The organism is Caballeronia sp. PC1 (genome assembly GCF_021353155.1).
Classification (GTDB): Bacteria; Pseudomonadota; Gammaproteobacteria; order Burkholderiales; family Burkholderiaceae; genus Caballeronia; species Caballeronia cordobensis.
Window position 1 is genome coordinate 659,993 of the sequence record NZ_JAJUBH010000003.1, and the last position, 24,906, is coordinate 684,898.

The 24,906-nt window shown below is 63.2% G+C and carries 19 protein-coding genes; 6 read left to right on the forward strand and 13 right to left on the reverse strand.

The genetic code is table 11. The features are described from left to right. Positions 1 to 2: 2 nt before the first annotated feature. The 6 genes from LY284_RS27685 to LY284_RS27710 form a co-directional block, all read right to left on the reverse strand. A complete protein-coding gene (locus LY284_RS27685) occupies positions 3 to 749 on the reverse strand; it encodes a lipoate--protein ligase family protein (RefSeq protein ID WP_233389366.1) in 747 nt (248 codons plus the stop codon). 95 nt (positions 750 to 844) lie between these two features. Continuing rightward, on the reverse strand, positions 845 to 1,969 hold the full coding sequence (locus tag LY284_RS27690) for an acetoin dehydrogenase dihydrolipoyllysine-residue acetyltransferase subunit (RefSeq protein ID WP_233389368.1): 1,125 nt from the start codon (positions 1,967 to 1,969) through the stop codon (positions 845 to 847). Then, positions 1,969 to 2,985: an alpha-ketoacid dehydrogenase subunit beta gene (locus tag LY284_RS27695; RefSeq protein ID WP_014252916.1), complete on the reverse strand. Its 1,017-nt coding sequence runs from the start codon at positions 2,983 to 2,985 to the stop codon at positions 1,969 to 1,971. Before LY284_RS27695 ends, LY284_RS27690 begins: the two co-directional genes overlap by 1 nt. 30 nt (positions 2,986 to 3,015) lie before the next feature. Continuing rightward, entirely contained in the window at positions 3,016 to 4,011 is a 996-nt protein-coding gene (locus tag LY284_RS27700) for a thiamine pyrophosphate-dependent dehydrogenase E1 component subunit alpha (protein ID WP_014252915.1), read from the reverse strand. Between the two features lie 24 nt (positions 4,012 to 4,035). Next, the gene (locus LY284_RS27705) at positions 4,036 to 5,091 is read right to left on the reverse strand and encodes an ATP-NAD kinase family protein (protein WP_233389369.1); all 1,056 of its coding nucleotides are present in this window, start codon (positions 5,089 to 5,091) and stop codon (positions 4,036 to 4,038) included. A 170-nt stretch (positions 5,092 to 5,261) separates the two neighbouring features. Further along, a complete protein-coding gene (locus LY284_RS27710; RefSeq protein ID WP_233389371.1) occupies positions 5,262 to 7,241 on the reverse strand; it encodes a sigma-54-dependent Fis family transcriptional regulator in 1,980 nt (659 codons plus the stop codon). A 250-nt stretch (positions 7,242 to 7,491) separates the two neighbouring features. Here LY284_RS27710 and LY284_RS27715 point away from each other — a divergent pair, with 250 nt between their 5' ends. Next, the gene (locus tag LY284_RS27715; protein ID WP_014252912.1) at positions 7,492 to 7,722 is read left to right on the forward strand and encodes a hypothetical protein; all 231 of its coding nucleotides are present in this window, start codon (positions 7,492 to 7,494) and stop codon (positions 7,720 to 7,722) included. Positions 7,723 to 7,731: 9 nt separating this feature from the next. On the opposite strand, the gene LY284_RS27720 is transcribed toward LY284_RS27715, so the two are convergent. Continuing rightward, the gene (locus LY284_RS27720) at positions 7,732 to 8,499 is read right to left on the reverse strand and encodes an SDR family oxidoreductase (RefSeq protein ID WP_045461907.1); all 768 of its coding nucleotides are present in this window, start codon (positions 8,497 to 8,499) and stop codon (positions 7,732 to 7,734) included. 70 nt (positions 8,500 to 8,569) lie between these two features. Further along, a complete protein-coding gene (locus LY284_RS27725; protein WP_233389373.1) occupies positions 8,570 to 9,073 on the reverse strand; it encodes a hypothetical protein in 504 nt (167 codons plus the stop codon). Positions 9,074 to 9,451: 378 nt separating this feature from the next. Here LY284_RS27725 and LY284_RS27730 point away from each other — a divergent pair, with 378 nt between their 5' ends. Both LY284_RS27730 and LY284_RS27735 read left to right on the forward strand, forming a co-directional pair. Then, a complete protein-coding gene (locus LY284_RS27730; RefSeq protein ID WP_014252909.1) occupies positions 9,452 to 10,156 on the forward strand; it encodes a glutathione S-transferase N-terminal domain-containing protein in 705 nt (234 codons plus the stop codon). 280 nt (positions 10,157 to 10,436) lie between these two features. After that, complete coding sequence (locus tag LY284_RS27735; RefSeq protein ID WP_014252908.1) at positions 10,437 to 10,799, forward strand: hypothetical protein; 363 nt, start codon at positions 10,437 to 10,439, stop codon at positions 10,797 to 10,799. A 99-nt stretch (positions 10,800 to 10,898) separates the two neighbouring features. Here LY284_RS27735 and rpoD read toward each other — a convergent pair whose 3' ends face one another. The 5 genes from rpoD to LY284_RS27760 form a co-directional block, all read right to left on the reverse strand. Continuing rightward, positions 10,899 to 12,902 (reverse strand): RNA polymerase sigma factor RpoD, encoded by a 2,004-nt coding sequence (gene rpoD / locus LY284_RS27740; protein ID WP_233389375.1) that lies wholly within the window; start codon positions 12,900 to 12,902, stop codon positions 10,899 to 10,901. A 282-nt stretch (positions 12,903 to 13,184) separates the two neighbouring features. After that, the gene (locus LY284_RS27745; RefSeq protein ID WP_233389377.1) at positions 13,185 to 14,528 is read right to left on the reverse strand and encodes a replication protein O; all 1,344 of its coding nucleotides are present in this window, start codon (positions 14,526 to 14,528) and stop codon (positions 13,185 to 13,187) included. Between the two features lie 319 nt (positions 14,529 to 14,847). Continuing rightward, the gene (locus LY284_RS27750; protein ID WP_233389379.1) at positions 14,848 to 15,819 is read right to left on the reverse strand and encodes a ParB/RepB/Spo0J family partition protein; all 972 of its coding nucleotides are present in this window, start codon (positions 15,817 to 15,819) and stop codon (positions 14,848 to 14,850) included. Then, a complete protein-coding gene (locus tag LY284_RS27755) occupies positions 15,820 to 16,998 on the reverse strand; it encodes a ParA family protein (protein WP_233389382.1) in 1,179 nt (392 codons plus the stop codon). Between the two features lie 173 nt (positions 16,999 to 17,171). Beyond that, a complete protein-coding gene (locus tag LY284_RS27760) occupies positions 17,172 to 19,133 on the reverse strand; it encodes a phage integrase family protein (protein ID WP_233389384.1) in 1,962 nt (653 codons plus the stop codon). 204 nt (positions 19,134 to 19,337) lie between these two features. Here LY284_RS27760 and LY284_RS27765 point away from each other — a divergent pair, with 204 nt between their 5' ends. The 3 genes from LY284_RS27765 to LY284_RS27775 all read left to right on the forward strand — a co-directional run bounded on the left by LY284_RS27765 (position 19,338) and on the right by LY284_RS27775 (position 24,297). Further along, positions 19,338 to 20,681 (forward strand): Nramp family divalent metal transporter, encoded by a 1,344-nt coding sequence (locus tag LY284_RS27765; protein ID WP_233389386.1) that lies wholly within the window; start codon positions 19,338 to 19,340, stop codon positions 20,679 to 20,681. Between the two features lie 60 nt (positions 20,682 to 20,741). Continuing rightward, on the forward strand, positions 20,742 to 21,905 hold the full coding sequence (locus LY284_RS27770; protein ID WP_233389388.1) for an alpha/beta fold hydrolase: 1,164 nt from the start codon (positions 20,742 to 20,744) through the stop codon (positions 21,903 to 21,905). 85 nt (positions 21,906 to 21,990) lie between these two features. Next, complete coding sequence (locus LY284_RS27775; protein ID WP_233389390.1) at positions 21,991 to 24,297, forward strand: cytochrome P450/oxidoreductase; 2,307 nt, start codon at positions 21,991 to 21,993, stop codon at positions 24,295 to 24,297. Positions 24,298 to 24,906 lie beyond the last annotated feature (609 nt).

A 24,906-nucleotide genomic window follows, 5' to 3' on the forward strand; every position in this document is an offset into this window, starting at 1 on the left:
TTTTATTGCTCCGGCAGCGACGCCTCTTTCACGCGTTGGACGAGCGCCGCGCGCACGCGCTCGCGCACGTCGGCGGGGATCGCGAAACATTCGTAGGCAAGCGCCTGCGCGACGGTCACGACGCGCATTTCTTCGTAGCGGCGGCCGCTCTCGATCATCGCTTCGAACGCGTTGGCGCGCTCGTTGATGTCGATGGGGTCCGCATCGACGAGCAGCACGGCGTGCGCGAGCACCGCGTAGAGCGGCCGGTCGTCGCTCTCGCCGTGCGGCACGCGCCGCCAGTATTGCGCGGTGCCAGCGATCTTGCGCGCGTCGTCGCCGGGGCCCCAGGCGAGGTTGAACCGGCCGTCGCAGAACGAGCCTTCGACGGCCTGCCAGTGCGTCAGCACGCCGAGCGAGTTGAGCGCGTCCGCGACGATCCTGCACAGGTGGACATAGATGGATTCCGACAGCGTGCCCATCGGCGCGCGCACGGGGTACGCGAGGCTCAGATTGAGAATGCCCGGCCCTTGCGGCACGAGCCCGCCGCCCGACAGACGCAGCCACACCGGGCAGCCCCGCGCCGCGAACGCTTCGCGGGCATCGGCGAGCGCCGCGTAGCGTTGATAGCTGCGCGGCACGACGAGCGATAACGGCGCTTCCCAGACATGCGCGACGGCCTGTCCGGCGGCGGCGCGCGCGAGCAGCGCTTCTTCTGCCTGCATCGGATCGGCGGGCAGCGCGGCGGGATCGATGAGTTCGAAAGACATAAATTCGACGGATTGGCGCGATCCCGACATGGTAGTCAAGAAAGCGCGGGCGTGCCGCGACGGTGCGATGCTCCGCCGCGGCGCGCGTCGGGCGCTCAGCCGCCCTTGCCCACCTGCTCCTTCAGCAACGCGTTCACCTCGTTCGCCTTCTCCATCTGGCTCATGTGCCCGGCGTCGTCGAACACTTTCACGGTCGCGCCTTCGGGCGCATTGTTCGCGTGCGCGGCCGGAATGATCTGGTCCTTTGCACCCCAGATGATCAAGACCGGCTTGCCCGATTCCGCGAGCTGTCCGCCCGGCTGCGCGCTTTGTTTCCCGCCCGCGAACAATCCCGCATTGAGCGATGTCAGCGCGTCCGACACGCCGTCGAGCCGCTTGTACTTCAGGAGATCGTCGAGCATCTGACGGCTCACCAGTTCGGGATTCGCGAACAACAGTTCGACCACCGGTTTCAGTTCGCGACGCGACTCCGCCGTGACGAAGCCTTCGGTGTACGCATTGTTCACTTCGTCGCCGAAACCGGCGGGCGATATCAGCGACACCGATTGCACGCGCGCGGGCGAATCGACGGCCATCTGCGCCGCGATGCCGCCGCCCATCGAATGGCCGACGAGATGCGCTCGCTCGATGCCGACCGCGTCCATGAACTTGCCGACGAACGACGCGAGCGCAGCAAGCGACGTCCCCGGCACGTTCGGCGTGGATTGCCCGTGGCCCGGCAAGTCCAGCGCGAACACGCGGTTCTTTTCGGCCAATGCGTCGAGGTTGAAGAGCCAGTTGTCGAGATCGCCGCCGAAGCCGTGGAGAAACAGCACGGCTGAACGCGCCGCATCGTCGCCGCCGCGCGAGGCGTAGCGCACGCGGATGCCGTCCACATCGACGAAGTGATACGCCGCCGCTTCCTCGCCTTCTTCCTCGTCGTCGGCGGGCGTGACGTAGGACGACACGTACTCGTCTATTTCCGCATCGCTCACTGAAGAAGGCGCGAGCACGCCGAGCAACGCTTTCACCGGCAGCACATCGCCCGCCGCCGCGACCCGCCGCCGTAGCAGACCCGCATCGGGCGCTTCGACCGCGTTGGCGATCTTGTCGGTTTCGACATCGAGAATCGGCATGCCGACAGTGATCTCCGTGCCCTCCTCCACGAGCCATTCGTTGACCGTGCCTTCCTTCATCGACAGGCCCCATTTGGGCATGACGATCGGTGTGATTGCGGCCATCAGTGCTTTCCTCCCTTCATGGTTTTTCGTGCGGCGTCGGCGATCTGCGCGGCGCTCGGAATGTACAGGTCTTCGAGCGTCGGCGAGAACGGCACCGGCGTGTGCGGCGCGCACACCATCTCGATGCCCGACTTCAACGCGCCGAACGCGTGCTGCGCGACTTGCGCGGAAATATCGGTGGCGATGTTGCAGCGCGGATTCGCCTCGTCGACGACGACGAGCCGCCCCGTGTTCTCGACGGTTTCAAGCACGGTGTCGAGATCGAGCGGCGAGAGCGTGCGCAGATCGACGACTTCCGCTTCGATGCCCTCTTTCGCCAGCGCCGATGCCGCTTCGAGCGCGCGATGCACCATCAGGCCATATGTGACGATGGACACGTCCTTGCCGTCGCGCACGATGTTCGCCTCGCCGAACGGAATCGCATACGAGTTCTCCGGCACTTCGCCTTCGAAGCCGTAGAGATTCTTGTGCTCGCAGAAGATGACGGGATCGTTGTCGCGGATCGCCTGGATCAGCAAGCCCTTCGTGTCGTAAGGCGTCGACGGGCACACCACCTTCAGTCCCGGAATGTGCGTGAAGAGCGATGTCAGCATCTGGCTGTGCTGGGCCGCCGCGCGAAAGCCCGCGCCGACCATCGCGCGGATCACGACGGGCGTTTCCGCCTTGCCGCCGAACATGTATCGGAACTTCGCCGCCTGATTGAAGATCTGGTCGAAGCAGACGCCCATGAAGTCGATGAACATCAGTTCGGCAACGGGGCGCATGCCGCACGCAGCCGCGCCGATCGCCGCGCCGATATACGCCGACTCCGAGAGCGGCGTGTCGAGCAGCCGGTCGCCGTGCTTCGCGTACAACCCCTTGGTCACGCCGAGCACGCCGCCCCACGCGTCTTTCTCGCCGTCCGCGCCTGCGCCGCCGACGATATCCTCACCCAGCACGATCACGCTCGGATCGCGCGTCATTTCCTGATCGATGGCTTCGTTGATCGCCATCTTCATGCTCAGTTTGCGGGCCATGATGTGTGTCTCCTGTTTGAAGTCGGCGATTTAGTATTTGACGTAGACATCGGTGAGCAGATCGGCGGCGCTCGGCAGCGGCGCGTCCTTCGCTTCCTGCACCGCGCGGTCGATCAGCGCGGCGACTTCCTTGTCGATCGCGTCGAGTTCTCCGGGCGCGATCACGTCGGCCTGCGTCACGGCGTTCGCGAACTTCTTGAGGCAATCCTTGTTCGAGCGGATATCGTCGAGCTCGCCCGGCGCGCGATACGTCTGCGCATCGCCTTCGAAATGGCCGTAGAAGCGGATCATCTTGCATTCGAGCAGCGCCGGGCCGCCGCCCTCGCGCGCGCGCCGGATCACTTCGCCCGCCGCTTCATGCACCGCGAAGAAGTCGGTGCCGTCCACCGTCACGCCTGGAATGCCGAAGCCCGCCGCGCGATCCACGTAGCTGTCCACGGCCGTGCCGTAATCGCGCGCGGTCGATTCCGCGTAGCCGTTGTTCTCGATCACGAAGATCACCGGCAGATTCCACACCGCCGCGAGGTTCAGGCTTTCGAGGAAGGTGCCCTGGTTGGACGCGCCATCGCCCGCGAAGGTGATGCCGACTTCGCCCTTGCCGCGAAACTTCGCCGCGAGCGCCGCGCCGCAAATCAGCGGCGCGCCCGCGCCGAGAATGCCGTTCGCGCCCATCATCCCTTTGGAGAGATCGGCGATGTGCATGGAGCCGCCCTTGCCGTTGCACGAGCCGCCTTTCTTGCCGTAGATCTCCTTCATCATCTCGACCGGATCGACGCCCTTCGCGATGCAATGCCCATGTCCGCGATGCGTGCTCGCAATGCGGTCGCCGTCGTTCAGATGACTCATGATGCCGACGCCCGCCGCTTCCTCGCCCGCGTAGAGATGCACGAAGCCGGGAATGTCGCCGCGCCCGAAATCGACGTGCAGGCGCTCCTCGAAATCGCGGATCGTGCGCATCTTGCGATAGGCGGTCAGCAGTTCGTCCTTGGAGAGCGGCAAGCCGCCCGCATGTTGCGTAGCTGTCATCTCTGTCTCCTTCGTTGAGGTGGTCTAGCGGGTATTGCGCTTGAGCTGACGCATCAGCCCGGACGACGCCGCGTAACGCATGCACGCGGCGACATCGATGCTGCGAAAGGCGTTTTCATGCAAGGTGATGGTTACTTCGTCGCCGGGGCCGAAGGCAAGCTCGCGTTCGCCGTCGAGCGCGACGATGCCGGTGCGCTGCTTCACGCGATGCGGCACGCCATCGACGAGGCGCGTCCAGTTCGCGATCGGCACCGCTTCGACGAGGCCCGGCGCGATTGGCGCGTGCAGGTCGAATTCGCCTTCGCCGGGCGCGGCAAGCTCGATCGCGAGGCCGCCCGCTTCGTGCCGCCCGAGCGGTTCGAGCAGACCCGCGATCGCCGACATGCCGATCGCCTGCGGATCGGCGTAAGACACGTAGACGGCGGCGAGCGTGTCGATCTTCCACAGCGCCCGCGCGCCGATGAAATGCTCGCGGGAAATGACGGCATCGACGAGCGCGATGTCGCTGCGCACGTGGCCTTGCGCATCGCGTAGTTCGATGTCGAGCCGCTTGTTGAACGCGAGCGCGTCGCGCGACGGCACGCGGCCGGTCGCGTAGAGCCCCGCCGCCAGTCCGGCGATGGTCGGCTCGCGCATTTCCGGATACGCGTTGTTCGTGCCCGTCGAAAGACCGGCGATCGGCACTTGCCCGCACTCGCGCACCACCGCGCGATGCGTGCCGTCGCCGCCGAGCACGATGAGCGCATCGGCGCCGGCTTCGCGCATCATGCGCGCGGCGCGGAACGTGTCGTCGACGCGCGCGGTGACGGGCATGTCGAGAAACTCGACCGCCGCGAGCGCGGCATCCGGGCCCTGCCGGCGCGCGAGATGGCGCTGGAGCATGACTTTGAGGCCTTCGCGGTCCGGCATCATCAGTACGCGCGGCACGCCGCACGACGCCAGCGACGAAAGCAGGCGCAATACGATATTCACGCGGTCCGCGAGCTGAAGGCTGTTCGCGTTCGCGATGACGCGCCGAATGTCGCGCGCCGAAACAGGATTGGCGATGATGCCGACGAGCGGCGTTGCGCTTTCACGCATGCCTGTGTCTCCGCTTTGTGTGTTGTGCGGCGGATAAAGGCAAGCGCTATGCCAATCGGATTTTCGAGGGATTTCCCGTAGAAAGCGGGCGTTTTAGCGGGGTGTAACGTGCGCCGCCGTGACAGGTGTCACAGCGGCAGGTGTATCGGAGCGTACAGGCGTATCGGCGCTCAATGTCCGTTCGCGTCGCGCTGATTCGGCGACTTGATGCCGTAGCGCGCCATGCGCCGGTACAGCGTCATGCGGCTCACGCCGATCTGCCGCGCGACCGCGCTGAGATTCCAGCTCGCGGCGCGCAGGTATTGCATCAGCAGCATGCCTTCGGGCGGCAGGCGATGCGAATCGAACTCTTCGATCGCGCGCGGCGGCGCAGCCTGCGACGCGCTGAATCCTTCGGGCAGGTCATCGACGTCGATCAGGCCGTTCGAGCACACCGCGCGCGCATAGCGCAGCGCGTTCGAAAGCTCGCGCAGATTCCCCGGCCAGTCATGCCGATGCAGACGCTCGCGCGCCGCAGGCGACAGCGTGACCCGGTCGTCGCCGAGAAATCGGGCGATGAGCCAGTCCAGATCCGTTCGCTCGCGCAGCGGCGGCAGCGCGAAGCGCGCGCCGTTCAGACGGTAGTACAGGTCTTCGCGGAAACGTCCGTCCTGCATGAGCGCGTCGAGCGAATGATGCGTCGCGGAAATCACGCGCACATCGACGGACACGGGCCGCGATGCGCCGATCGCGAGCACTTCGCCTTCGGCCAGCACGCGCAGGAGACGCGATTGCAGTTCGCGCGGCATGTCGCCGATTTCATCGAGAAACAGCGTGCCGCCGTCCGCTTCCTGAATCAGACCGCGTTTGGCGCGCGCGCCCGCGCCCGAGAAGCTGTTCGGCAGATGCCCGAACAATTCGCTTTCGATGAGCGTCTCCGGAATCGCCGCGCAGTTCACCGCGACGAACGGCCCCGCGCGCCGCGCGCTCGCGCGATGCAGCGCCTTCGCGAAGAATTCCTTGCCGCTGCCGGTTTCGCCGTTGACGAGCAAGTTGATCGGCGAATCGACGAGCTTGGCCGCCCGTTCGAGTTGCCGCGTGAGCGCGGCATCGCCACCGCACAGCGCGGCAAGCGGCGCGGGCACTTCGACGGCGCGTGGCGCGGCCGCGTTCGCCGTTGCCGTGAAGCACGGCGCGGGCGGCATCACGCTCAAATACAGCAGCGCGCCGGATTTCGCGAGCGGCACCGCGCGCAATTCGCTCGGGCGCGAATACACGAAGCGGCCGAGGTCTTCGATACGCGCGTCGAACAGCGCGTCGAAGCGCGCGCCGATCAGCGACGCCGCGCCATCGGCCGACAGCACGCCCGGCGCGATCGGCCGGCCGATTTCCGCCGCGAGCATCGCGTGCGCGCGCCGGTTGTGTCCGACGATGCGCCCGCCCGCATCGAGCGCGATCAGATGTTCCGGCGCGACATCGACGAATTCCGGCGAGGTGTTCAGCTTCAGAATCCAGTCCTGCCGATGCGTGCGCAGGAAATTCGCATTCTCGATATGCCCCGCGTAGATGCGCACGAGCTGCAGCGCGAGATTCTGGCTGTCGCGCGCTTGCGGCGACGTGAGCGCGGAGATGTCGAGAATGGCGCACAGCGCGCCGCGCGAGTCGTAGAGCGGCGCGGCGGTGCACGTGAGCGGAATGTGCGTCGCGTCGAAATGGTCGATCTGATGCACGGTCAGCGCCTGGCCCGTCGTGAGCGCGGTGCCGACCGCGCAGGTGCCCGCGCCCGCTTCGCTCCATTGCGCGCCGAGATAAAGGCCGGCGCGACGCAAGGCGGAGTCGGTGTTTGCGTCGCCGATGTAATCGACCGTCACGCCGAGCGCGTCGGTCAGCAGCACGACGTAGCCCATGCCGGCAACCTGCTCGTAGAGCGTTTCGAGTCCGTGCCGCGCAATGCGCGCGAAATCGTCGATGCGTTGCTGATGCTCGCGCAGACGCGTCTGCGGCAGGATGCGCGCTTCCTGCATCCGCGACGGATCGAGTCCGTACTGATGCACGCAACGCCGCCACGAAGACTCGATGATGCTGTCGTGCGTGCGCGCGGAACCGAGCGCGTCCGCCCGCGTGGTCGCCGCGACGACTGCCTCGATGTGCTCGCGTTGCCGCATGTCCATGCGTGCTCTCCTTGTGTCTCCGTGAGCCGGGCGTTTTATTGGCGCTGGCGCGCGCTTTCGTTGTGATCGCCTCCGGGCAATGCTGTCATGCTCGCCGCGCGAACGCGGGATAAACCGATTCGCACGACCGTGTATCAGGCCATATGATGCTCGAATCGGCAGAACGCGTCATGCGGCGATAGCGCTGCGCCGCAGCAAAAACGCTGCCGGTTCGAGCGGCGCATCAAAACGAAAATTCAGGAGACGACGGATGACGAAAATCGCTTACGAGGATTTCGAGCGACAGATCCTGCAGCATCACATCATCAAGGGCAACGTGTACGAGAACGGTGCGGCGCTCGTCGAGCGCGCGAACAAGTGGATCGCGGAACACGGCATCGACGTGCTGAACGTCGAGAGCCTCTCGACGTTCGGCGCCGGCGACGATACCAGCGTCAGCCACTGGTACTCGGGCATACGCGTCTGGTATCGGACCGCGTAGGAGAAAAGCTCAGCCGCGGCCGACGAACGGCATCTTCGTCGCCATCACGGTGTGGAAAAGCACGTTGGCGTCGAGCGGCAGATTCGCCATATACAGCACCGACTGGCCGACGATTTTCACGTCCATCATCGGCTCGATGGCGATCTCGCCGTTCGCCTGCGGCACGCCCTTCGACATGCGCTGCGAAAGCTCGGTGAACGCGTTGCCGACATCGATCTGACCGACCGCGATGTCGTACTTGCGGCCATCGAGCGACGCGGATTTCGTCAGCCCTTCGACCGCGTGTTTCGTCGAAGTGTAAGCGGCCGAATTCGGGCGCGGCGCCGTCGCGGAAATCGAGCCGTTGTTGATGATGCGCCCGCCCATCGGCGATTGCGCCTTCATCGTGCGGAAAGCCTGCTGCAGGCAATAGAACATGCCGTTGAGATTGATATCGACGACATTGCGCCATTGCTCGGGCGTCCAGTCTTCGAACGGTCCGGGCGGGTTCGACACGCCCGCGTTGTTGAACAGCAGATCGACGCGGCCAAAGCGCGCGACCGCCGCGCTGAACAGTTTTTCGACCGATTGCGGATCGGCGACGTCGGTCGGCACGGCGAGCGCGCGATCGCCGGCGTTAGATTCATCGATGACGGCTTCGAGCGGCGCGGGACGCCGCCCGGCCAGCACGACCGACCAGCCGTCGCCGAGCAGAGCCAGCGCCGCCGCGCGGCCGATGCCGCTGCCCGCTCCGGTGACGATGGCGATTCGTTGAGACTGGTTGGCTGCGTCGGACATGTTTGCGTTCTCCTGTTGTGCCGAGCGCGACACTTGCGCGCTCGATCGGGAGAACATTATCGACGAAGATTCAGCGACTGCGCGACGCTTCCGTCGTGACCGGCCCCGCCGTCGTCGTCTCACGCGGGCCGCTGCCGTCGCAGAAGACGGCGGTCATGACCATCGGCACGACCTGCTTCACGACCGCCGTGCTGCCCGATTCGCGCACCTTCGCCTCCACCGTTTCCGCCGCGCCGACCACCACGACGCCGTACGCGGAATCGTTGATCGGCTGGCCGCTGCCGCGCTTGAACATGTCGTCGCCGTGCTCGTAGCCCAGCACGGCGTAGACGCGAAAGCCGTAGGCCGTGAGCTCGCTGCCCTGCGTCGGCTTGAAAGCGTTCACGGAATTGGTTTCGACGCGCATCGGCTGCGCGTTGATGGACTTGCTCGCCACGAGCGGCGCGATAAATCGGTGCGCGCTGGACTTGCAGTCGAGTTGACTTTCGAGCGGTGTCGCGTCGCACAGGCTGGGCAGCAGTCCCCCGACCACGGCAGCGAATGCGGTGAGCGTTGCGAGAGGAGCGGTTTTCATGGCAGCGTCAAAACCAACGGTTCGTAAGGCCGGCAGGGATGCACGGGCATCTCCTCCGATGCAATAAGCGAGCCAGCGAACCGGCCCGCACGTCGCGCAGGCGCTGCATCAAACCGCAAGGGCTTGGCTTCTTATGTGTTGATTGACTTCTTGACCTTGGCGCTTCGCGCAATCCTCGTACTCATCCGGCGATTCCTACAACCTGTTTTGTAGTCGAGGCAATGACAGGTTCTGCCGTTCGACACGCGGCGTCTGTACGAGATCCCTCAATCTTTTCTTTTGTCCAGATGGCGGGATGACACCGCGCCTCGTGATGTCTTCGGGGCAGGCAACCGGTGAAATCGTTATATTCGGCGATTCGACCTTTGAGGACCTTACATGACCATTCTGTCCGATTTTCCGATCACGAAGAAGTGGCCCGCTCAGCATCCCGAGCGCATTCAGCTCTACTCGCTGCCGACGCCCAACGGCGTGAAAGTGTCGATCACGCTCGAGGAAACCGGCTTGCCGTACGAGCCGCATCTCGTGCGCTTCGATGCGAACGACCAGATGTCGGATGAGTTTTTGTCGCTCAATCCGAACAACAAGATTCCCGCGATCATCGATCCGGACGGGCCCAACGGCGAGCCGCTGCCGCTGTTCGAATCGGGCGCGATTCTCGTCTATCTCGCGGCGAAAAGCGGCCAGCTCATGCCCGCCGATATCGCGAAGCGCTATGAAACACTGCAATGGCTGATGTTCCAGATGGGCGGCATCGGCCCGATGTTCGGGCAGGTCGGCTTCTTCAATAAGTTCGCCGGCAAGGAATTCGAGGACAAGCGTCCGCGCGCGCGCTACGTGGCCGAATCGAAGCGGCTGCTGGGCGTGCTCGACAAGCGCCTCGACGGGCGCGACTGGATCATGGGCGACGAATACAGCATCGCCGATATCGCGACGTTCCCGTGGGTGCGCAATCTCATCGGCTTTTATGAAGCGCGCGAGATCGTGGATTTTCACGAGTTCAGGAACGTGGAGCGCGCGCTCGATGCGTTTCTTGCGCGGCCCGCCGTGCAGCGGGGGCTTGATATTCCGAAGCGGGGGTAATCCGGGCGTTGACGGTCGGCGGACGCGAGTCTATTCCGATACGGCGGTTTTCTCGCGCCCGACGCCAATCGCAGAACCGGTTCAGAATAAAAGCCGAAGCAGCGCGCGAATTTCGCACGCCGGTTGAAATGCGTTACGCATCAATGCGTTGCCGCAATGATGCCCGGGATATCCACATGCTTGTCCAAGAAATCTGTGGACAAGTACGCACGCATGTCAGCCGCCGCCAATCCGCGCGCCGCCCGCGTTCTTCGATGCGAATCTCGACCGTGGTGACGCCATGAATGCCCTTCCCTCCTTTTTCCCTTCCGATGGACATCCCGTTCGCGCCGTTCGGCCGCGGCGGTTTCCCGCCATCGCCGCCATCGGGCTGATCTGCGCGGCGGCGCACGCGCAAACGCAATGCCCCGGCTACGTCGAAACCGACGCGGGCAGCGCGTTCGACATCGCGTCGATCATCAGAGATACGGGATCGCCGCAATCGGCGCTCGACAAGATTCGCAACGCGGTGGCGCGCGTCAACGCGGGCGGCGGATGCTCGATCTTTCGCGATCGTCTCGCCTGCGAGGAAACGCTCACGCTCGCGAACAAGGCGATCGCCGCGCTGCAGGTTTGCGCGATGCCAGGCGCGAAGCACGGCTAGCGCTTCGCGCGGACATAAAAAAACGCGTGCCGCCCAAGCAGGCGGCACGCGTTATCCAGTGCGCCCGAACGTGCATTCGGGCGACGGCAACGCAAAGGATCAGCGATCCAGGAACGGACGCAGCTTGTCGGCGCGGCTCGGATGCATGAGCTTGCGCATCGCCTTGCTTTCGATCTGGCGGATACGCTCGCGCGTCACGTCGAACTGCTTGCCCAGTTCTTCGAGCGTGTAATCCGAAGCCGTGTCGATGCCAAAGCGCATACGCAACACCTTTGCCTCGCGCGGCGACAGCGCGTTGAGCGCATCGTCGATCGCGGCACGCATGTTCGCATGCACCGCGGCGTCCGCCGGCGAAGCGGCGCCCTGATCTTCGATCATGTCGCCAAGCGTTGCGTCGGCATCTTCACCGACCGGCGTTTCGAGCGAAACCGGCTGCTTCGCGATCTTGAGAATGCCGCGAATCTTCTCCTCCGGCATTTCCATGCGCTCGGCGAGCACCGACGGATGCGCTTCCTGGCCCGTCTGCTGCAAAATCTCGCGCGAGATGCGGTTCAGCTTGTTGATCGTTTCGATCATGTGAACCGGCACGCGGATCGTGCGCGCCTGATCGGCGAGCGAACGCGTTACGGCCTGACGCACCCACCACGTCGCATACGTCGAGAACTTCCAGCCACGGCGATATTCGAACTTGTCCACCGCCTTCATCAGACCGATGTTGCCTTCCTGAATCAGATCCAGGAACTGCATGCCGCGGTTGACGTACTTCTTGGCGATCGAAATGACCAGACGCAGGTTCGCTTCGATCATCTCGCGCTTGGCTTGGCGCATCTTCAGCTCGGCAGCCGTCATTTGACGGTTGATCTGCTTCAGTTGCTTGAGCGGCATCTCGACGACGCCTTCGATGTCGATGAGCTTTTGCTGCTCGGCCTGAATCGCCGGCAAGCTGCGCTCGAGCGACGCGCCGTAATTCTTGGCACTCGCAGCCGCGCGCGTAGTCCACTCGAGATCGGTTTCGTGACCCACGAAGGATTCGACGAACTTCTCACGCGGCATGCCGCAACGATCCACTGCGATTTGCAAGATGCGGCGCTCGATGTCGCGCACTTGGGCGACTTGCTGCTGCACGTCCGCACAGAGACGGTCAATGGTCTTCGCCGTGAAGCGGATCGAACCGAGTTCGCGCTGGATTTCAGCGCGCGCCTTTTCGATGGCCTTCGTGGCAACCGCGCCCGATCCCTTAGGATTGCTTGCCTGTTCCGCGAGTTCGCGCACGCGTGCGAAGATTTCGAGGCAATCGGCCTTCAGTTGCTTCAAACGCGCCTCGTTCGACGCAGCCGAATCGCCGCCGTCGAGATCGTCGTCGTCATCTTCGTCGCTGTCGGATTCGTCGGTGTCCGTATCGACATCGGTCGAGTCGTTCGTTTCGGGGGCCGAAATTTCGGCTTCCTCCGTGTCGTCTTCCTTCAGGCCGTCGACCAGTTCGTCGATCTTGAGCTCGCCCGATTCGACCAGAGCGGAGTCGTTGAGAATCGTCGCGACTGTGGACGGGCACGCCGCGATCGCCTGGATCATTTCGTGCAGACCATCTTCGATGCGCTTCGCAATGGCGATCTCGCCAGCCCGCGTGAGCAGTTCGGTCGCGCCCATTTCGCGCATATACATGCGCACCGGGTCGGTCGTGCGGCCGAATTCGGAATCGACGGTGGACAACGCGTTTTCCGCTTCTTCGTCCGATTGCTCGTCCGTGACCACGCTCGGGGCGTTATCGCTCAGCAGCAGCGTTTCCGCATCGGGCGCTTGCTCGTAGACCGCGACGCCCATGTCGTTGAACGTGGCGACGACCGTTTCCATCGCCGCGGTTTCGGCGAAGTTATCCGGCAGGTGGTCGTTGATCTCGGCGTGCGTCAGGTAGCCGCGTTCCTTGCCCAACTGAATGAGCGCGCGCATCTGGCGCTGACGCTCTTCATTCTGCTCTGCGGTCATTGCGACATCGGGCTGCATCGTGCCGGTCTGGCCCTTCCCTTTGTTCGCTCGCCGGCCCGGTGCTTTGCGCGCCGGCGCGACGACGTCCAGCTCCGAATCTTCCCGATCAAAACTTGCCATACTTTCTCCTCGACAGGTTTGCTCGGCGACGACAGATCCCCGGGAGCGAGCGTAACGGCTCGCGATGATATCGATGACAGCTTCGACCACGGACGGCTTGCTGAAAATCGCATCGAGCAAAGCACGCAGACCGCCTTTCGGACGCGGTTTGCGTTTTCCAATCGCCCAATAAGGCGCAACCTTAGAGTATACCAGCGTTTGCTGCGACGCAGCAGGTTTTTCAAAAGTTTTCCGTTTGCGTTGGTTGCGCGAGACTGATCGAAGAAGATGTTCATGTTTCGTCTAGTCTCGCGCATGGAACGCGCGCAAAACGGGGGACATGCCTGGTAACGCATCTGGTATCGCCTTCAAGAGCGTACTAAGCAGCGGCGGGCGCAATCGTTCTGGCGTGGGCGGCGCTGCAACGTCTCTGAGTTTCATAGTGGGGGCGACACCTGCCAGCTTCAAGCGAAGAATGCGTTTGAGATCGCTCAGGTGGGCTTCGACGTTGCCGCTACGTTCGAAAGGACGCGAAGGTTGTGGCGTCGGCGCTACCGTGCTCGCGAGATCGTGCTCAGCGTCGCTAGCGTAAGGCGCATGAGCAGCGGGGACGACGTGCCCCGCATCAAGCGCTGCCACGAAATCCTGCGCCCAGGCACCAGCGTGAACGCGCGGCTTCGACTCGTCGCGATGCTGGATCGTGATGGAGCCGCGGTCATCGGAAATGCGATAGCGCCGAAGTCCGTCGCGACTGGCAAAGGATTGGCCGCTGAGCTTGGCAATCGCGTCTTCAGTGCGCTGTGAGCGAAGGCGTTGTTCCTGCTCGCGTTCGAGCGCATTGCGTTGGCTCCGCAGGCGATAGGCGAAATCGACCGGAGCACGCAAAAGCGTTCGAAGGTAGCTGATTGGGTGTTTCGCGCGACTCAGATGAGTCCAACTTGCTTCGACAACGTCGGACAGCAGTTTGCCGTGAAGCTTGGCTTCGCGCATGAGTTTGAAGATCAGGAATTCACGAAAGCCCAGAGGCAACAGACGCTTGAGGTCGGCGGGGAGGCGTCCTGGTTGTCTCTTTTGAGTTTCAGGGATTAGATCCTTATATATAGCGCGGTCTGCCACCGTGACAGACGGATGGGCGCAAGAAATGGGCGTTGCCGTCTGATTCGCGTCTTCCTGCGAAGCGGCGGGCGTGCTCTCGATGGCGCCTTGAGACTCGATGAGACCGAGCAGCGCGGCGGCCTTCGGCGTCAGATGGAGATACGCGCGTCCGAACAAGCCTGCCTGACCATAGCGAGTCTGAGGCGGCCGGGTGATAAATCCGGCAGCTTCGAGATCGTCCAGACCGCGATAGAACGTGCGCATCGATTGCTGGGCGCGACCGGTAAGCAATTCGCGACGGGCGAAAATCGGAGCGTAGGGGCGAGCCGCATCGACGGTGCGAGCCAAGGCGGCAAGCAACGCACGAGCGCGCGCGGGCAGGGCGGAGGTGTGGGTCGCGCGATGGGCAGCGCGAAAAATCACCCACGGAAGATTCGACCGATCACAGGCATATTCATCGAGCGCCTGCTGATCGTCGTCGGTAGAGGGCGCTTCGGAAGTTTGAGGGCGAAAAACCGCCTCGCCTGCAACGGAATGTTGCGCGATACGCATGTCAAGTACGTCCATTTCGAGAAATGGAAGACAAACGCTTGACTGCCGATCGCGTTCCGCTAAACTTCGAGATGTGTACTCGTGACCCGATTGGCGTCGGGAAGCGGACCGGGCGATAAGCAGTTAAGCCCGATATTCAAAAGCCTTCGGTTGGCGCCGAAGGCTTTTGTCTTTGTGCAGCGTGTTCGTTACATAGCGTTCCTGGCAGTGACGTTAAGACAAGTCGTTGATTTCAAAAGAAGTTCTACTAGATACTCCAATCAACCACTTACTGATGTTTTGTTAAGTTGTTGATTTAAAAGAAAAACCTACTAGAGTCTCAGTTTTGCTCCGCTTCGCTCAACGTTTTGTTGATGAAGTCGGCGATTCGCTGACCCCACTGCTCCGCATCAGTCGCATCTTTCTCGAAGAAACGGACACCCACTACGCCGTTCCGAGTCGATATCTCGCAGACCTTCCTTCTTCCCGATCGGACGACGGTTGCGCTCGGCGCCGCAACCTTCGGCTTCTCGGCTGCCAGAGCAACAGCCCTGTCTTGCGTGAAGTTTTCGTCGTCGATCAGCCGGCGAACCGCTTCGATCACCTTCTCCGACTTTCCTGCTTCCGTGAGTGCGGCCAGTTTCTGTGCCGCGTTGCTCCCCAGACGTTCCGGTCGTTCTGCGAGCGCGATCTTGGCAGCGTCCGGTAATGCGTCGAACGAGAAGATCCGCGTGACGTGACTCTTGCTTAGTCCAGCGCTCTCCGAGATCTCGCTTCGGGAAAGTCCGCTCAGTTCCTGCAGGCGTTTGAAGTTCCAATACTTCTCGAAGTCCGTGAGCGATGGCGAAAGCAGGTTCGAAAAGAACGCAGCGAATTCGATCTCGCCTTCCTCGATCGACGCAACATTCGCCCGAATCGTCGTTCGCCCAAGTTCCCGGTAAGCCGCCACGCGGTTATGTCCGGCGACGATCTCATAGCGCCCTTCCGAAAGCCCGCGAACGAGAATCGGCGTGGCAAGGGCGTGCTGGGCGAGATTGCTCTTCAATTCCTGAAACTGCTCGGCAGTCAGCTTTCGGCGCCGGCCGTTCACTTCAACGAGCGCGTCGAGCGGCACTTCGAGCGCCGCGCGTTCCTCAAGCTGAGATTCGAGCTCTTTGATGCGCGCCTGAGCGGTGTTGATGCGATGCTGCGCATCCATCAGCCGTCCCGGCGACGTGCGCGGTTCGGTATTCATCGGACGCGCTTGTGAGGGCTCGCTGGGTTTATTGCCGATGTTCGCTGTCTTGGCGAGGAGTCTGTCCCCGATGCCCATTTACGCCTCCGTCTGATTCCACGCGCGTACGAACTGCGCGTCGAGGTGTTCGGCGAGCCGGTCGAGCGGCTCTTTGAATCGGTTGTATGCGGCCGTGCTGCCGTCCGGTTTCGACAAGTCGTAGACCGTCGATAATTGCGCCGACGCGCCCTTCGGTACCGTCGACTCCGGAATCTCGAATGGCAGCACGCGATCGCCATACGCTTTCTGAAGCCAGCCGCGCACAACGCGCGAGACGTCATCCGACTTGGCTTTGGTCATGATCACGTTGACGAAATCGAAGCGCTTCTGCTCCAGCACGCCCGGCAGCTTCTTCGCGATATCGGCAAAAAGGTGCCAGAACTGCGTCGAGCTGGCGAAGTCGAGCGCCTCGGGCGGGCAGGGCAGCAAGATCGCATCCGACGCGAGCAGCGCGTTGATGGTCAGATAGCTCAGCGCCGGAGGCGTGTCGATGACGATCGCGTCGTATTCGTCCGTGAGCGGCATCAGGCCTTTGCGGACGATTTCCCAGAATTCGAAGGTGCTGTCGTTTAGCACCTTCGCGGGAATCTCGAACTCGGCGTCGAAAAGCGACGACGACGCCGGAATGAGATCGAGGTTGTGCCAGTACGTTTCCTGCACCGCGTAGTGCAGCGTCGTCTGATCGCCGTAAATCAGCGGGAGAAGCGTCTGGTCGTCGGAGATTTCGGCGTCGGGCGCCCATCCGCAGAGCTGCGTGGTCGTGCCTTGCGGATCGCAGTCGATGACGAGCACCCTGCGTCCGAGCAGCGTCAACGCCTGCGCGGCCGAGACGGCGGTGGTCGTCTTGGCCACGCCGCCCTTGAAGTTCGCGATGGTCACGATCCGGCCGCGTTTGCCTTCCGGCCGACGCGTGCGCTCTTTCGTCGATCGAATCCAGACGAGCGCTTCCTCCAGCGTGAACTCCTTGCTGCGGCCTGCGCCTTTCGAGGTTCCCGCCGGCAAATCGCCTTTGGTCGTCAGATACTGGAACCGCTGCTTGTCGACGCCGCAAAGCGAGGCGACCTGCGCGCTGGTAAACGTCGGCGCGCTCTTGCGCGGATACGGTTCCAGCATTGCATCGCGGATCTGATTGAGGATGTCAGTGGCTTGGGCGGCCACTCCCAAGAGCGTTTCGATCGAAACGGATTGATCGACTTCGGGAAGCCGAGCGCTTAGCATGGAATTCGCAGTCACTGGCGGGCCTGGGTAAGCAGAAAATTATTCGGTTTGTGGAAAACAAGCTGCAAACCGAAGAATAAACGGCGAACCGGTAAACCTCAAGTAAACTCTGAAGTACTTGAGCGCCCCTGCCGGGCATTTTTACAACGCTTTTCGTTCGTGTAAACGCGAAACTACGTCGGGTCCGTGATTTTCCGAGTCATCGAAGCGCTTCGAATCAGCGTTTCGACACCGAGAAGACGGCCCGCGTCCTCACTTTTGAGATAGAGCGAGGTGGTCGATAGGTCGGCATGACCCAGTCCGGCGCTGACTTCCCGCAAATCCGCCCCGTGCCCGAGTGCGTGGGTAGAGTGGGTGTGACGCAGCCAGTGCGTGCTGGCGCGTTTCAGATGCCGGCCGCCGCCAGGCGTCCTTGATTCCACCAACGCAGCCGCGTTGGCGAAAACGTTCTTGAAGATTTTGCCGACGCCGTCGGGCGTTAACGGCTGGCCGCCGCGCGCCTGAGCCAGAATCGGCGTGCCTTCCGCGCAGTCCAGCGGAGCCGAAAGGCCGCGCAACACGAGGTTTTCGCTAAGCGCCTCCACGACCGCCGGCGGCAACAGCACCGTGCGCGCCGATCCGCGCCCCTGACCGACCGCGAGACGCCAGACCGGGCCCTCGATGCCGGACAGCCGCCCGACGCTGAGCGCGCAGGTGGTCGCAGCGGCGAGTTCGGCGCGCCGCAGGCCCGTGGCGTATGCCAGCACGAGCGCCAATCTGTCGCGATGCTCGGCGAACGAATATTCCGCTCGCTCGACCGACCGCAGCACGAACGACCACTGTTCAAGGTCGAGCGTCCGTGCCGCCGAATCGAACACGGGCGGGGCCGCCACACGCGAAAGTCCCGCGAACGGGTTAACTCCGAGATAGCCTGCTTCGACCAGCCATTCACACAGCGCGCTCAATATGGAACGCGCCGTTTCCCGGCTCCGATCGGACAGCGGGCCGGCGAACGGACGCCAGTTCGCGAGGCATCGCTCGCCGCGATGAGCCGCGACCCAGCGCGGCCGCGGAGTCGGATCCGCGAGAAATGCGTTGATGTACTCGGCGCAATCTCCGCCATCCAGCGATGAAAGCGGCTTGCCTTTCTCCACCAAGGCCCACAGCAACAGCCGCTCGGCCTCCCGCCGATACGCACGTCGCGTGTGAACACTGCTCGAGCGCGCATCGAGCCAGGCAAAAATGGCACGAATATCGGTTTCGAACGACATCTCCGCGTCGCGGCGATTCGACCCTTTGGAGCCATCTAGCGCGGCGGGAACGCGCAGCACTTCGAGCGGCGCGATGGCGAGCGCCGCGCCTTTCTCGATCGGCTGCGTATGTGACGTCGATAAATCCTCGGCTCGCCATTGCCGCCTCGGCAACAAGGCGCGTTGCGATAGCGCGTGTCCGAGCGCCTGACCGTGCAGTTGCAGCCAGCCGACGATCCGTTGCGCGCCCTTCGGCCCGAGCCGCGGCACGGCCGTGTGCCAGCGATGTCCGCGCTGTTCGATCAACTCGATGACATCCGCAAGCGTCGTCAGTCCCGCCGACGCGAGCCGCGCCGTGACGGCTGCCTCGAACCAGCCGTCGACCGGATGATCCAGGCGCGGGTCCTGAGCGAGCGAGGCCTCCATCCGCGCAAGCGCCTCGGCCTGCCGGCGGCGCAGCCGCGCATTGCGCGTGGCGCGCCGGTCCAGCGCGGGAGAGCTTTGCGGCGGATACGCCTCCTCATAAAGCGCGAGCAGTTCGGACTCGCCGTAGACGCCGTCCGGATCGATGTTTTCGCGGAAGTCGTCGAGCGTGGGCGCTGCCGCGGCGGGCGGCGGATCGAAAAGGGGAATGCTGCCCGGGCGAAGCCGCAGCAGGTGAGCGGCTTCCGTATCGCGGGCGCGCCGGGCAAGGACCGAGAGCGTGTCGCGCAAGGCGTCGATCAGGCGTCGCGTGGTGCGGACGTCCGCGCTGGCATCGCCATACGATGCATGCAGTTGCGTCTCCGACACCCCGTCGAGATAGCCGCGATACAGCGCGAAATGCTGACGCGTGAGGCGGCCAGGGCCGCGTAGAGACGGATTCGCGAGATTCGCGTCGCTCGAACGACTGGCGGGCGCTTCCATTTATCCTTTCTTATCAACGATTTGCGGCAAGGTTATCAACCACCTTCGAATTTGACAAGAAAAATCGCTACACCTGATAAGTCGAATTATCAGCATGAAGCTTCGTCTTTGAAGCGCAGATTGCAGGCGCGCTTGAATGTTCATGCGGCCCGGCGCATATTTTCAGCACGCCCACCGCCCGCACTCCGCAGGAGAAACGAGCCGATGCTTGATCCTGTACGCCCCGCTTCGAAACCGCCCGAGCAGGACGACGCGTTCCGCCCGAGCCTCCCGGAGGTGTACGCGTCGGTGCATGTGCCATCGGGCGGCCGATGGATCCGCCGCTTCCTCGCGTTCGCAGGGCCGGGCTACATGATCTCCGTCGGTTACATGGACCCCGGCAACTGGGCGACCGATCTCGCCGGCGGTTCGCGCTTCGGCTACACGCTGCTCGCCGTCATCCTGCTGTCGAACCTGATGGCGATTCTGCTTCAGGCGCTTGCCGTCCGGCTGGGCGTTGCCACAGGCCGCGATCTTGCCCAGGCGTGCCGCGATCATTACTCGAAGCCCGTGAACTTCGCGCTCTGGCTCGCGTGCGAGACAGCGATCATCGCATGCGATCTGGCGGAGGTGATCGGCACGGCCATCGCGCTGAACCTGCTTTTCGGCATTCCGCTGATCGCGGGCGCGCTGCTGACCGCGCTAGACGCCTTCCTTCTCCTGTTGCTGATGAACAAAGGCTTCAGATTGCTCGAAGCCTTCGTCATTACGCTGCTGATCGTGATCGCGGGCTGCTTCACCTTGCAAATCGTCGCCGCCGCGCCGCCTTTCGCCGACGTGCTACGCGGCTTCGTGCCGTCGCCGCGCATCGTCGCCGATCGCGAGATGCTCTATGTGGCGATCGGCATTCTCGGCGCGACGGTCATGCCGCACAACCTCTATCTGCATTCGTCGGTCGTGCAGACACGCGCGTACGGAAAGTCGGAGGCGGCCCGGCGCGATGCGATCCGCTGGGCGACCATCGACAGCACGATCGCGCTGACGCTCGCGCTTTTCATCAACGCGGCGATCCTGATCGTCGCCGCCGCCGTGTTCCATGCGAGCGGGCATGAAGACGTCGCGGAAATCGGCGATGCGTTCCGGCTGCTGTCACCCTTGCTGGGCTTGAGCATCGCATCGACGCTCTTCGCGGTCGCATTGCTCGCGTCGGGTCTGAACTCCACGGTCACCGCCACACTCGCCGGCCAGATCGTAATGGAAGGATTCCTGCGCCTGCGCATTCCGAACTGGGCGCGGCGGCTGATCACGCGCGCGATCGCGATCGTGCCGGTGATCGTCGTGACCGCGATTTACGGCGAGAAGGGCACCGCGCAACTGCTCGTGCTGAGTCAGGTGATTCTGTCGATGCAACTGCCATTCGCCGTGATTCCGCTGGTGCGCTTCGTGTCCGATCGCCGCAAGATGGGCGTTTTCGTGATCTCGCGATGGACGGCCGCACTGGCGTGGCTGGTCGCGGGCGTCATCGTCGTGCTGAACGTGAAACTGCTCGCCGACACGCTGCTGTCGTGAACGCGTGGCCCGCGCCGTATGAAAAACAACTCGCTCTATATATATGAGGAGACGCAAACAATGAGCGGCAAGTTCATCGACATCACGCTTCGCGATGGCGCGGCGCTTTCGGCCTACGTGACGCAGCCCGCGCAAGGCTCCGGCCCGGGCATCGTGTTGCTGCACGATACGGCGGGCCTCGACGACTTCGTCATGCGCACCGCAGATCTGTACGCCGAAGAAGGTTATGTCGTGCTCGCGCCGCGGCTTCCCTCGCACGACCCGAAGCCCGGCGGCGTGGCGGCGGAAAATTTCGGCGCGCTCGTCGATAGCTTGCGCGCGTTGCCGCAGCAGGCCGGCAAGATCGGCGTAATCGGTTTCGGACACGGCGGGCAACTCGCGACGCGCATCGCGAGCCAGGCGGACGTCGATTGCGCCGCCTGCTATTGCGCCGGCGACTTCCGCGCTCTGCTCGACGATATCCCGACGATCCGCTGCCCGATGGTCTTCCATTTTTCCGGCGACGGCGCGCACGATCCGCGCGACATCGAGGCCGCGCTCGCAGGCAAACCGCACATCGAGCGATACGTCTATCCGGACACGAAGAACGGTTTCATCGTTCCGGAAAGCGCGCACTACGACAAACCCGCCGCGTTGATGGCCTACTCACGCACGCTCTCGATGCTGCGCAAGGTGCTCGGCCCGCTCTTCGATCTGAATCGGTTGTGGGAGCAGCACTGCTATTTCGAATTCGGTACGCGCGATGTCGACGCCGTCATGCCGACGATGGTCGGCGAGCCCTACGTCAATCACGTCCCGACGATGACGGGCGGTGTCGGTCACGATCAGCTCAAGCGTTTCTATCGCTATCACTTCGTCCATTCGAATCCCGCCGACACCAGGCTGATTCCCGTGTCGCGCACGATCGGCTCGGACCGCGTCGTCGACGAGTTCGTTTTCTGCGCGACGCACGACCGCGAGATCGACTGGCTGTTGCCGGGGCTCGCGCCGACCGGGAAATACTTCGAAGTTCCGATGCTCGCCGTCATCCGTTTTCGCGGCGACAAGCTCTACAACGAGCATATCTACTGGGACCAGGCTTCGGTGCTGGTGCAGATCGGCGTGCTGAATCCGGAAGGCCTGCCCGTCGCGGGACGGCAGACCGCGCGCAAACTGATCGACGAAACCTTGCCGAGCAATGAGCTCATGCCGAACTGGGCGTCGAGCGAAGGCAAGCCGATTTGAGATGCGGGCGCACCTTCCCCTGGCGCTGGAAGCGGTGAGCCGTTGCATACTGTCATCACATTAAAAAAGAAAGCCGGAGACAGAGATGGCCGCAGCGCCGCAGTGCCCCTTTCACGATCACGCTCCGAACGGCTGCCTGGTGAGTCCGCGCGCAGCCGAGTTCGACCCTTTCGGCGACGGCTACCAGCAAGACCCGCCTGAATACGTGCGCTGGGCGCGCGAGCAGGAGCCCGTGTTCTGGAGCCCGAAACTGGGTTACTGGATCGTCACGCGCTACGACGACATCAAGGCGATCTTCCGCGACAACATCACGTTCAGTCCGTCGATCGCGCTCGAGAAAATCACGCCGACCGGCCCCGAGGCGAACGCGGTGCTCGCGTCCTACGGCTTCGCGCTGAACCGCACGCTCGTCAACGAGGACGAGCCCGCGCACATGCCGCGCCGCCGCGCGTTGATGGACCCGTTCACGCCCGAGGCGCTCGCGCAACACGAACCGATGGTGCGCGCGCTCGCACGCGAATATGTCGATCGCTTCATCGACGAGGGCCGCGCCGATCTCGTCGATCAGATGCTGTGGGAAGTGCCGCTCACCGTCGCGCTGCATTTTCTTGGCGTGCCCGAGGAAGACATGGACACGCTGCGCGAATATTCGATCGCGCACACGGTCAACACGTGGGGGCGGCCGAAACCCGAAGAGCAGGTCGAAGTCGCGCACGCGGTCGGCAAGTTCTGGCAATTCGCGGGCAAGGTGCTCGACAAGATGCGCGAAGACCCGTCCGGCCCCGGCTGGATGCAGTACGGCATTCGCAAGCAGAAGGAACTGCCCGACGTCGTGACCGACTCGTATCTGCATTCGATGATGATGGCGGGCATTGTCGCCGCGCACGAGACGACGGCGAACGCCACGGCGAACGCGTTAAAGCTGCTGCTGCAACATCCCCACGCATGGCGCGATATCTGCGAAGACCCGAGCCTCATTCCGAACGCGGTCGAGGAATGTCTGCGTCACAACGGTTCGGTCGCGGCGTGGCGCCGGCTCGCGACGAAGGATGTGACGATCGGCGGCATCGAGATCGCGGCGGGCTCGAAGCTGTTGATCGTCACGTCGTCGGCGAATCACGATCAGCACCAGTTCGCCGACGCCGATCTCTTCGATATCCGCCGCGAAAACGCCAGCGATCAGCTGACCTTCGGCTACGGCGCGCATCAGTGCATGGGCAAGAACCTCGCGCGCATGGAGATGCAGGTTTTCCTCGACGAACTCACGCGCCGCCTGCCGCACATGCGGCTCGCCGAGCAGTGTTTCACGTACGTGCCGAACACGTCGTTTCGCGGGCCGGAGCATCTTTACGTCGAATGGGACCCGGCGATGAATCCCGAACGCGCGAATCCGTCCGTGCGTGAGGCGCGCGCGGTGGTGCGCATCGGCGAGCCGTCGTCGCACGCGGTGAGCCGCGCGGTGATCGTCGATTCGGTCGATGCCAGCGCGGATTGCATCGTGCGCGTGCGGCTCGTATCGGCGGACGGCCGCGATCTGCCGCGCTGGACGGCGGGCTCGCATATCGACGTCGTGTGCGGCGAAACCGGACTGTCGCGTCAGTATTCGCTGTGCGGCGATCCCGACGACCGCCGCGCCTTCGAAATCGCCGTGCTGCGCGAAACCGACAGCCGCGGCGGCTCCGCGTGGGTGCACGACAACGTGAAGCCGGGCGCGCACTGGCGCATTCGCGGGCCGCGCAATCACTTCCGGCTCGATGAAACCGCGAAAAAGCTGGTGCTGATCGCGGGCGGCATTGGCATCACGCCGATCAGCGCGATGGCGCGGCGCGCGCGCACGCTCGGCATCGACTACGAGGTGCATTACAGCGGCCGCTCGCGCGCGTCGATGACGCTCGTCGACGAGATGCGCGCGCTGCACGGCGAGCGCCTCGTTCTCCATGTGTCGGAAGAGGGCGCACGCAACGATTTCGCCGCGCTCGCCGTGGACGCCCGGACGCAGGTCTACGCCTGCGGCCCCGCGCGCATGCTCGATGCGCTTGCCGAAGCGAGCGCGTCCTGGCCGGAGGACGCGCTGAAGATCGAGCACTTCGAATCGAAACTCGCCACGCTGGACGCGGAAAAGGAACAGGCGTTCGAAGTCGAGTTGAAGGATTCGGGACTCGTGCTCGCCGTGCCAGCCGATCAGACGCTTCTCACGACGCTCAGGCGCGCCAACGTCGATGTGCAAAGCGATTGCGAAGAAGGTTTGTGCGGTTCGTGCGAAGTGCGCGTGCTCGAAGGAGAGATCGATCATCGCGACGTGGTGCTGACGAAGGGAGAGCGCCAAGCCAACAACCGGATGATGTCGTGCTGCTCGCGCGCGAAAGGCAAGAAACTCGTTTTAGCGCTTTGATTGATTAATGGCAGTCGAGCGACTTTCGTTCCATGGGCGAAACCGCTCTTTTCCGGCAATGACATTTTGTCGCAGCACCGCCCAATCGATTAATTGCATCGGGCTTCATCACGTCGTCACACGCCAAAGCTAACGCAGGTAAAAAACCGATAATCGTTAAAGACAGATTGGTTATACGCAGTAGTTAATTCGCGTATATGGAATGACGCCTGCGGCATATTGTTATCCGGCAGCGGATACGTCCTTGTCCACGACGCGCGCAACCCCCCGCATCGGGCGGGAGCTTGTATTACGGACTTACCCGTATTTGGTCAATTGATCATACAACCTGCGCAATTTTCCTCGTCATATAGGATGATTATTGAACGCGTGTTCGAGCATTGATGCAATTTTCGGCACGTCCGTTGCGGTACCTTTTGCGGAAACTAGGGTTTTCACCTACTAATATGAAAATTTTTTGCACATCTTTTCCGTTTAGAATTATTACTAATTTGATGCGTCGCACAAGCACGCACGACCGTAAAACTTCCAATATGCCCTGGTGCCCTGACTGCGCGTTCTCCCGCGCGGTGGAATCGCTTCTGCGCGATTTGCGGCGGCCAGGCGAAA

Coding starts and splice junctions, on each gene's coding strand:
- LY284_RS27750 (WP_233389379.1), bottom strand. CDS start 15,819: ATGGGCATCGGGGACAGACTCCTCGCCAAGACAGCGAACATCGGCAAT.
- LY284_RS27745 (WP_233389377.1), bottom strand. CDS start 14,528: ATGCGTATCGCGCAACATTCCGTTGCAGGCGAGGCGGTTTTTCGCCCT.
- rpoD (WP_233389375.1), bottom strand. CDS start 12,902: ATGGCAAGTTTTGATCGGGAAGATTCGGAGCTGGACGTCGTCGCGCCG.
- LY284_RS27725 (WP_233389373.1), bottom strand. CDS start 9,073: ATGAAAACCGCTCCTCTCGCAACGCTCACCGCATTCGCTGCCGTGGTC.
- LY284_RS27710 (WP_233389371.1), bottom strand. CDS start 7,241: ATGGACATGCGGCAACGCGAGCACATCGAGGCAGTCGTCGCGGCGACC.
- LY284_RS27765 (WP_233389386.1), top strand. CDS start 19,338: ATGCTTGATCCTGTACGCCCCGCTTCGAAACCGCCCGAGCAGGACGAC.
- LY284_RS27690 (WP_233389368.1), bottom strand. CDS start 1,969: ATGGCCGCAATCACACCGATCGTCATGCCCAAATGGGGCCTGTCGATG.
- LY284_RS27770 (WP_233389388.1), top strand. CDS start 20,742: ATGAGCGGCAAGTTCATCGACATCACGCTTCGCGATGGCGCGGCGCTT.
- LY284_RS27755 (WP_233389382.1), bottom strand. CDS start 16,998: ATGCTAAGCGCTCGGCTTCCCGAAGTCGATCAATCCGTTTCGATCGAA.
- LY284_RS27760 (WP_233389384.1), bottom strand. CDS start 19,133: ATGGAAGCGCCCGCCAGTCGTTCGAGCGACGCGAATCTCGCGAATCCG.
- LY284_RS27700 (WP_014252915.1), bottom strand. CDS start 4,011: ATGACAGCTACGCAACATGCGGGCGGCTTGCCGCTCTCCAAGGACGAA.
- LY284_RS27685 (WP_233389366.1), bottom strand. CDS start 749: ATGTCTTTCGAACTCATCGATCCCGCCGCGCTGCCCGCCGATCCGATG.
- LY284_RS27735 (WP_014252908.1), top strand. CDS start 10,437: ATGAATGCCCTTCCCTCCTTTTTCCCTTCCGATGGACATCCCGTTCGC.
- LY284_RS27705 (WP_233389369.1), bottom strand. CDS start 5,091: ATGCGTGAAAGCGCAACGCCGCTCGTCGGCATCATCGCCAATCCTGTT.
- LY284_RS27715 (WP_014252912.1), top strand. CDS start 7,492: ATGACGAAAATCGCTTACGAGGATTTCGAGCGACAGATCCTGCAGCAT.
- LY284_RS27775 (WP_233389390.1), top strand. CDS start 21,991: ATGGCCGCAGCGCCGCAGTGCCCCTTTCACGATCACGCTCCGAACGGC.
- LY284_RS27695 (WP_014252916.1), bottom strand. CDS start 2,985: ATGGCCCGCAAACTGAGCATGAAGATGGCGATCAACGAAGCCATCGAT.
- LY284_RS27730 (WP_014252909.1), top strand. CDS start 9,452: ATGACCATTCTGTCCGATTTTCCGATCACGAAGAAGTGGCCCGCTCAG.
- LY284_RS27720 (WP_045461907.1), bottom strand. CDS start 8,499: ATGTCCGACGCAGCCAACCAGTCTCAACGAATCGCCATCGTCACCGGA.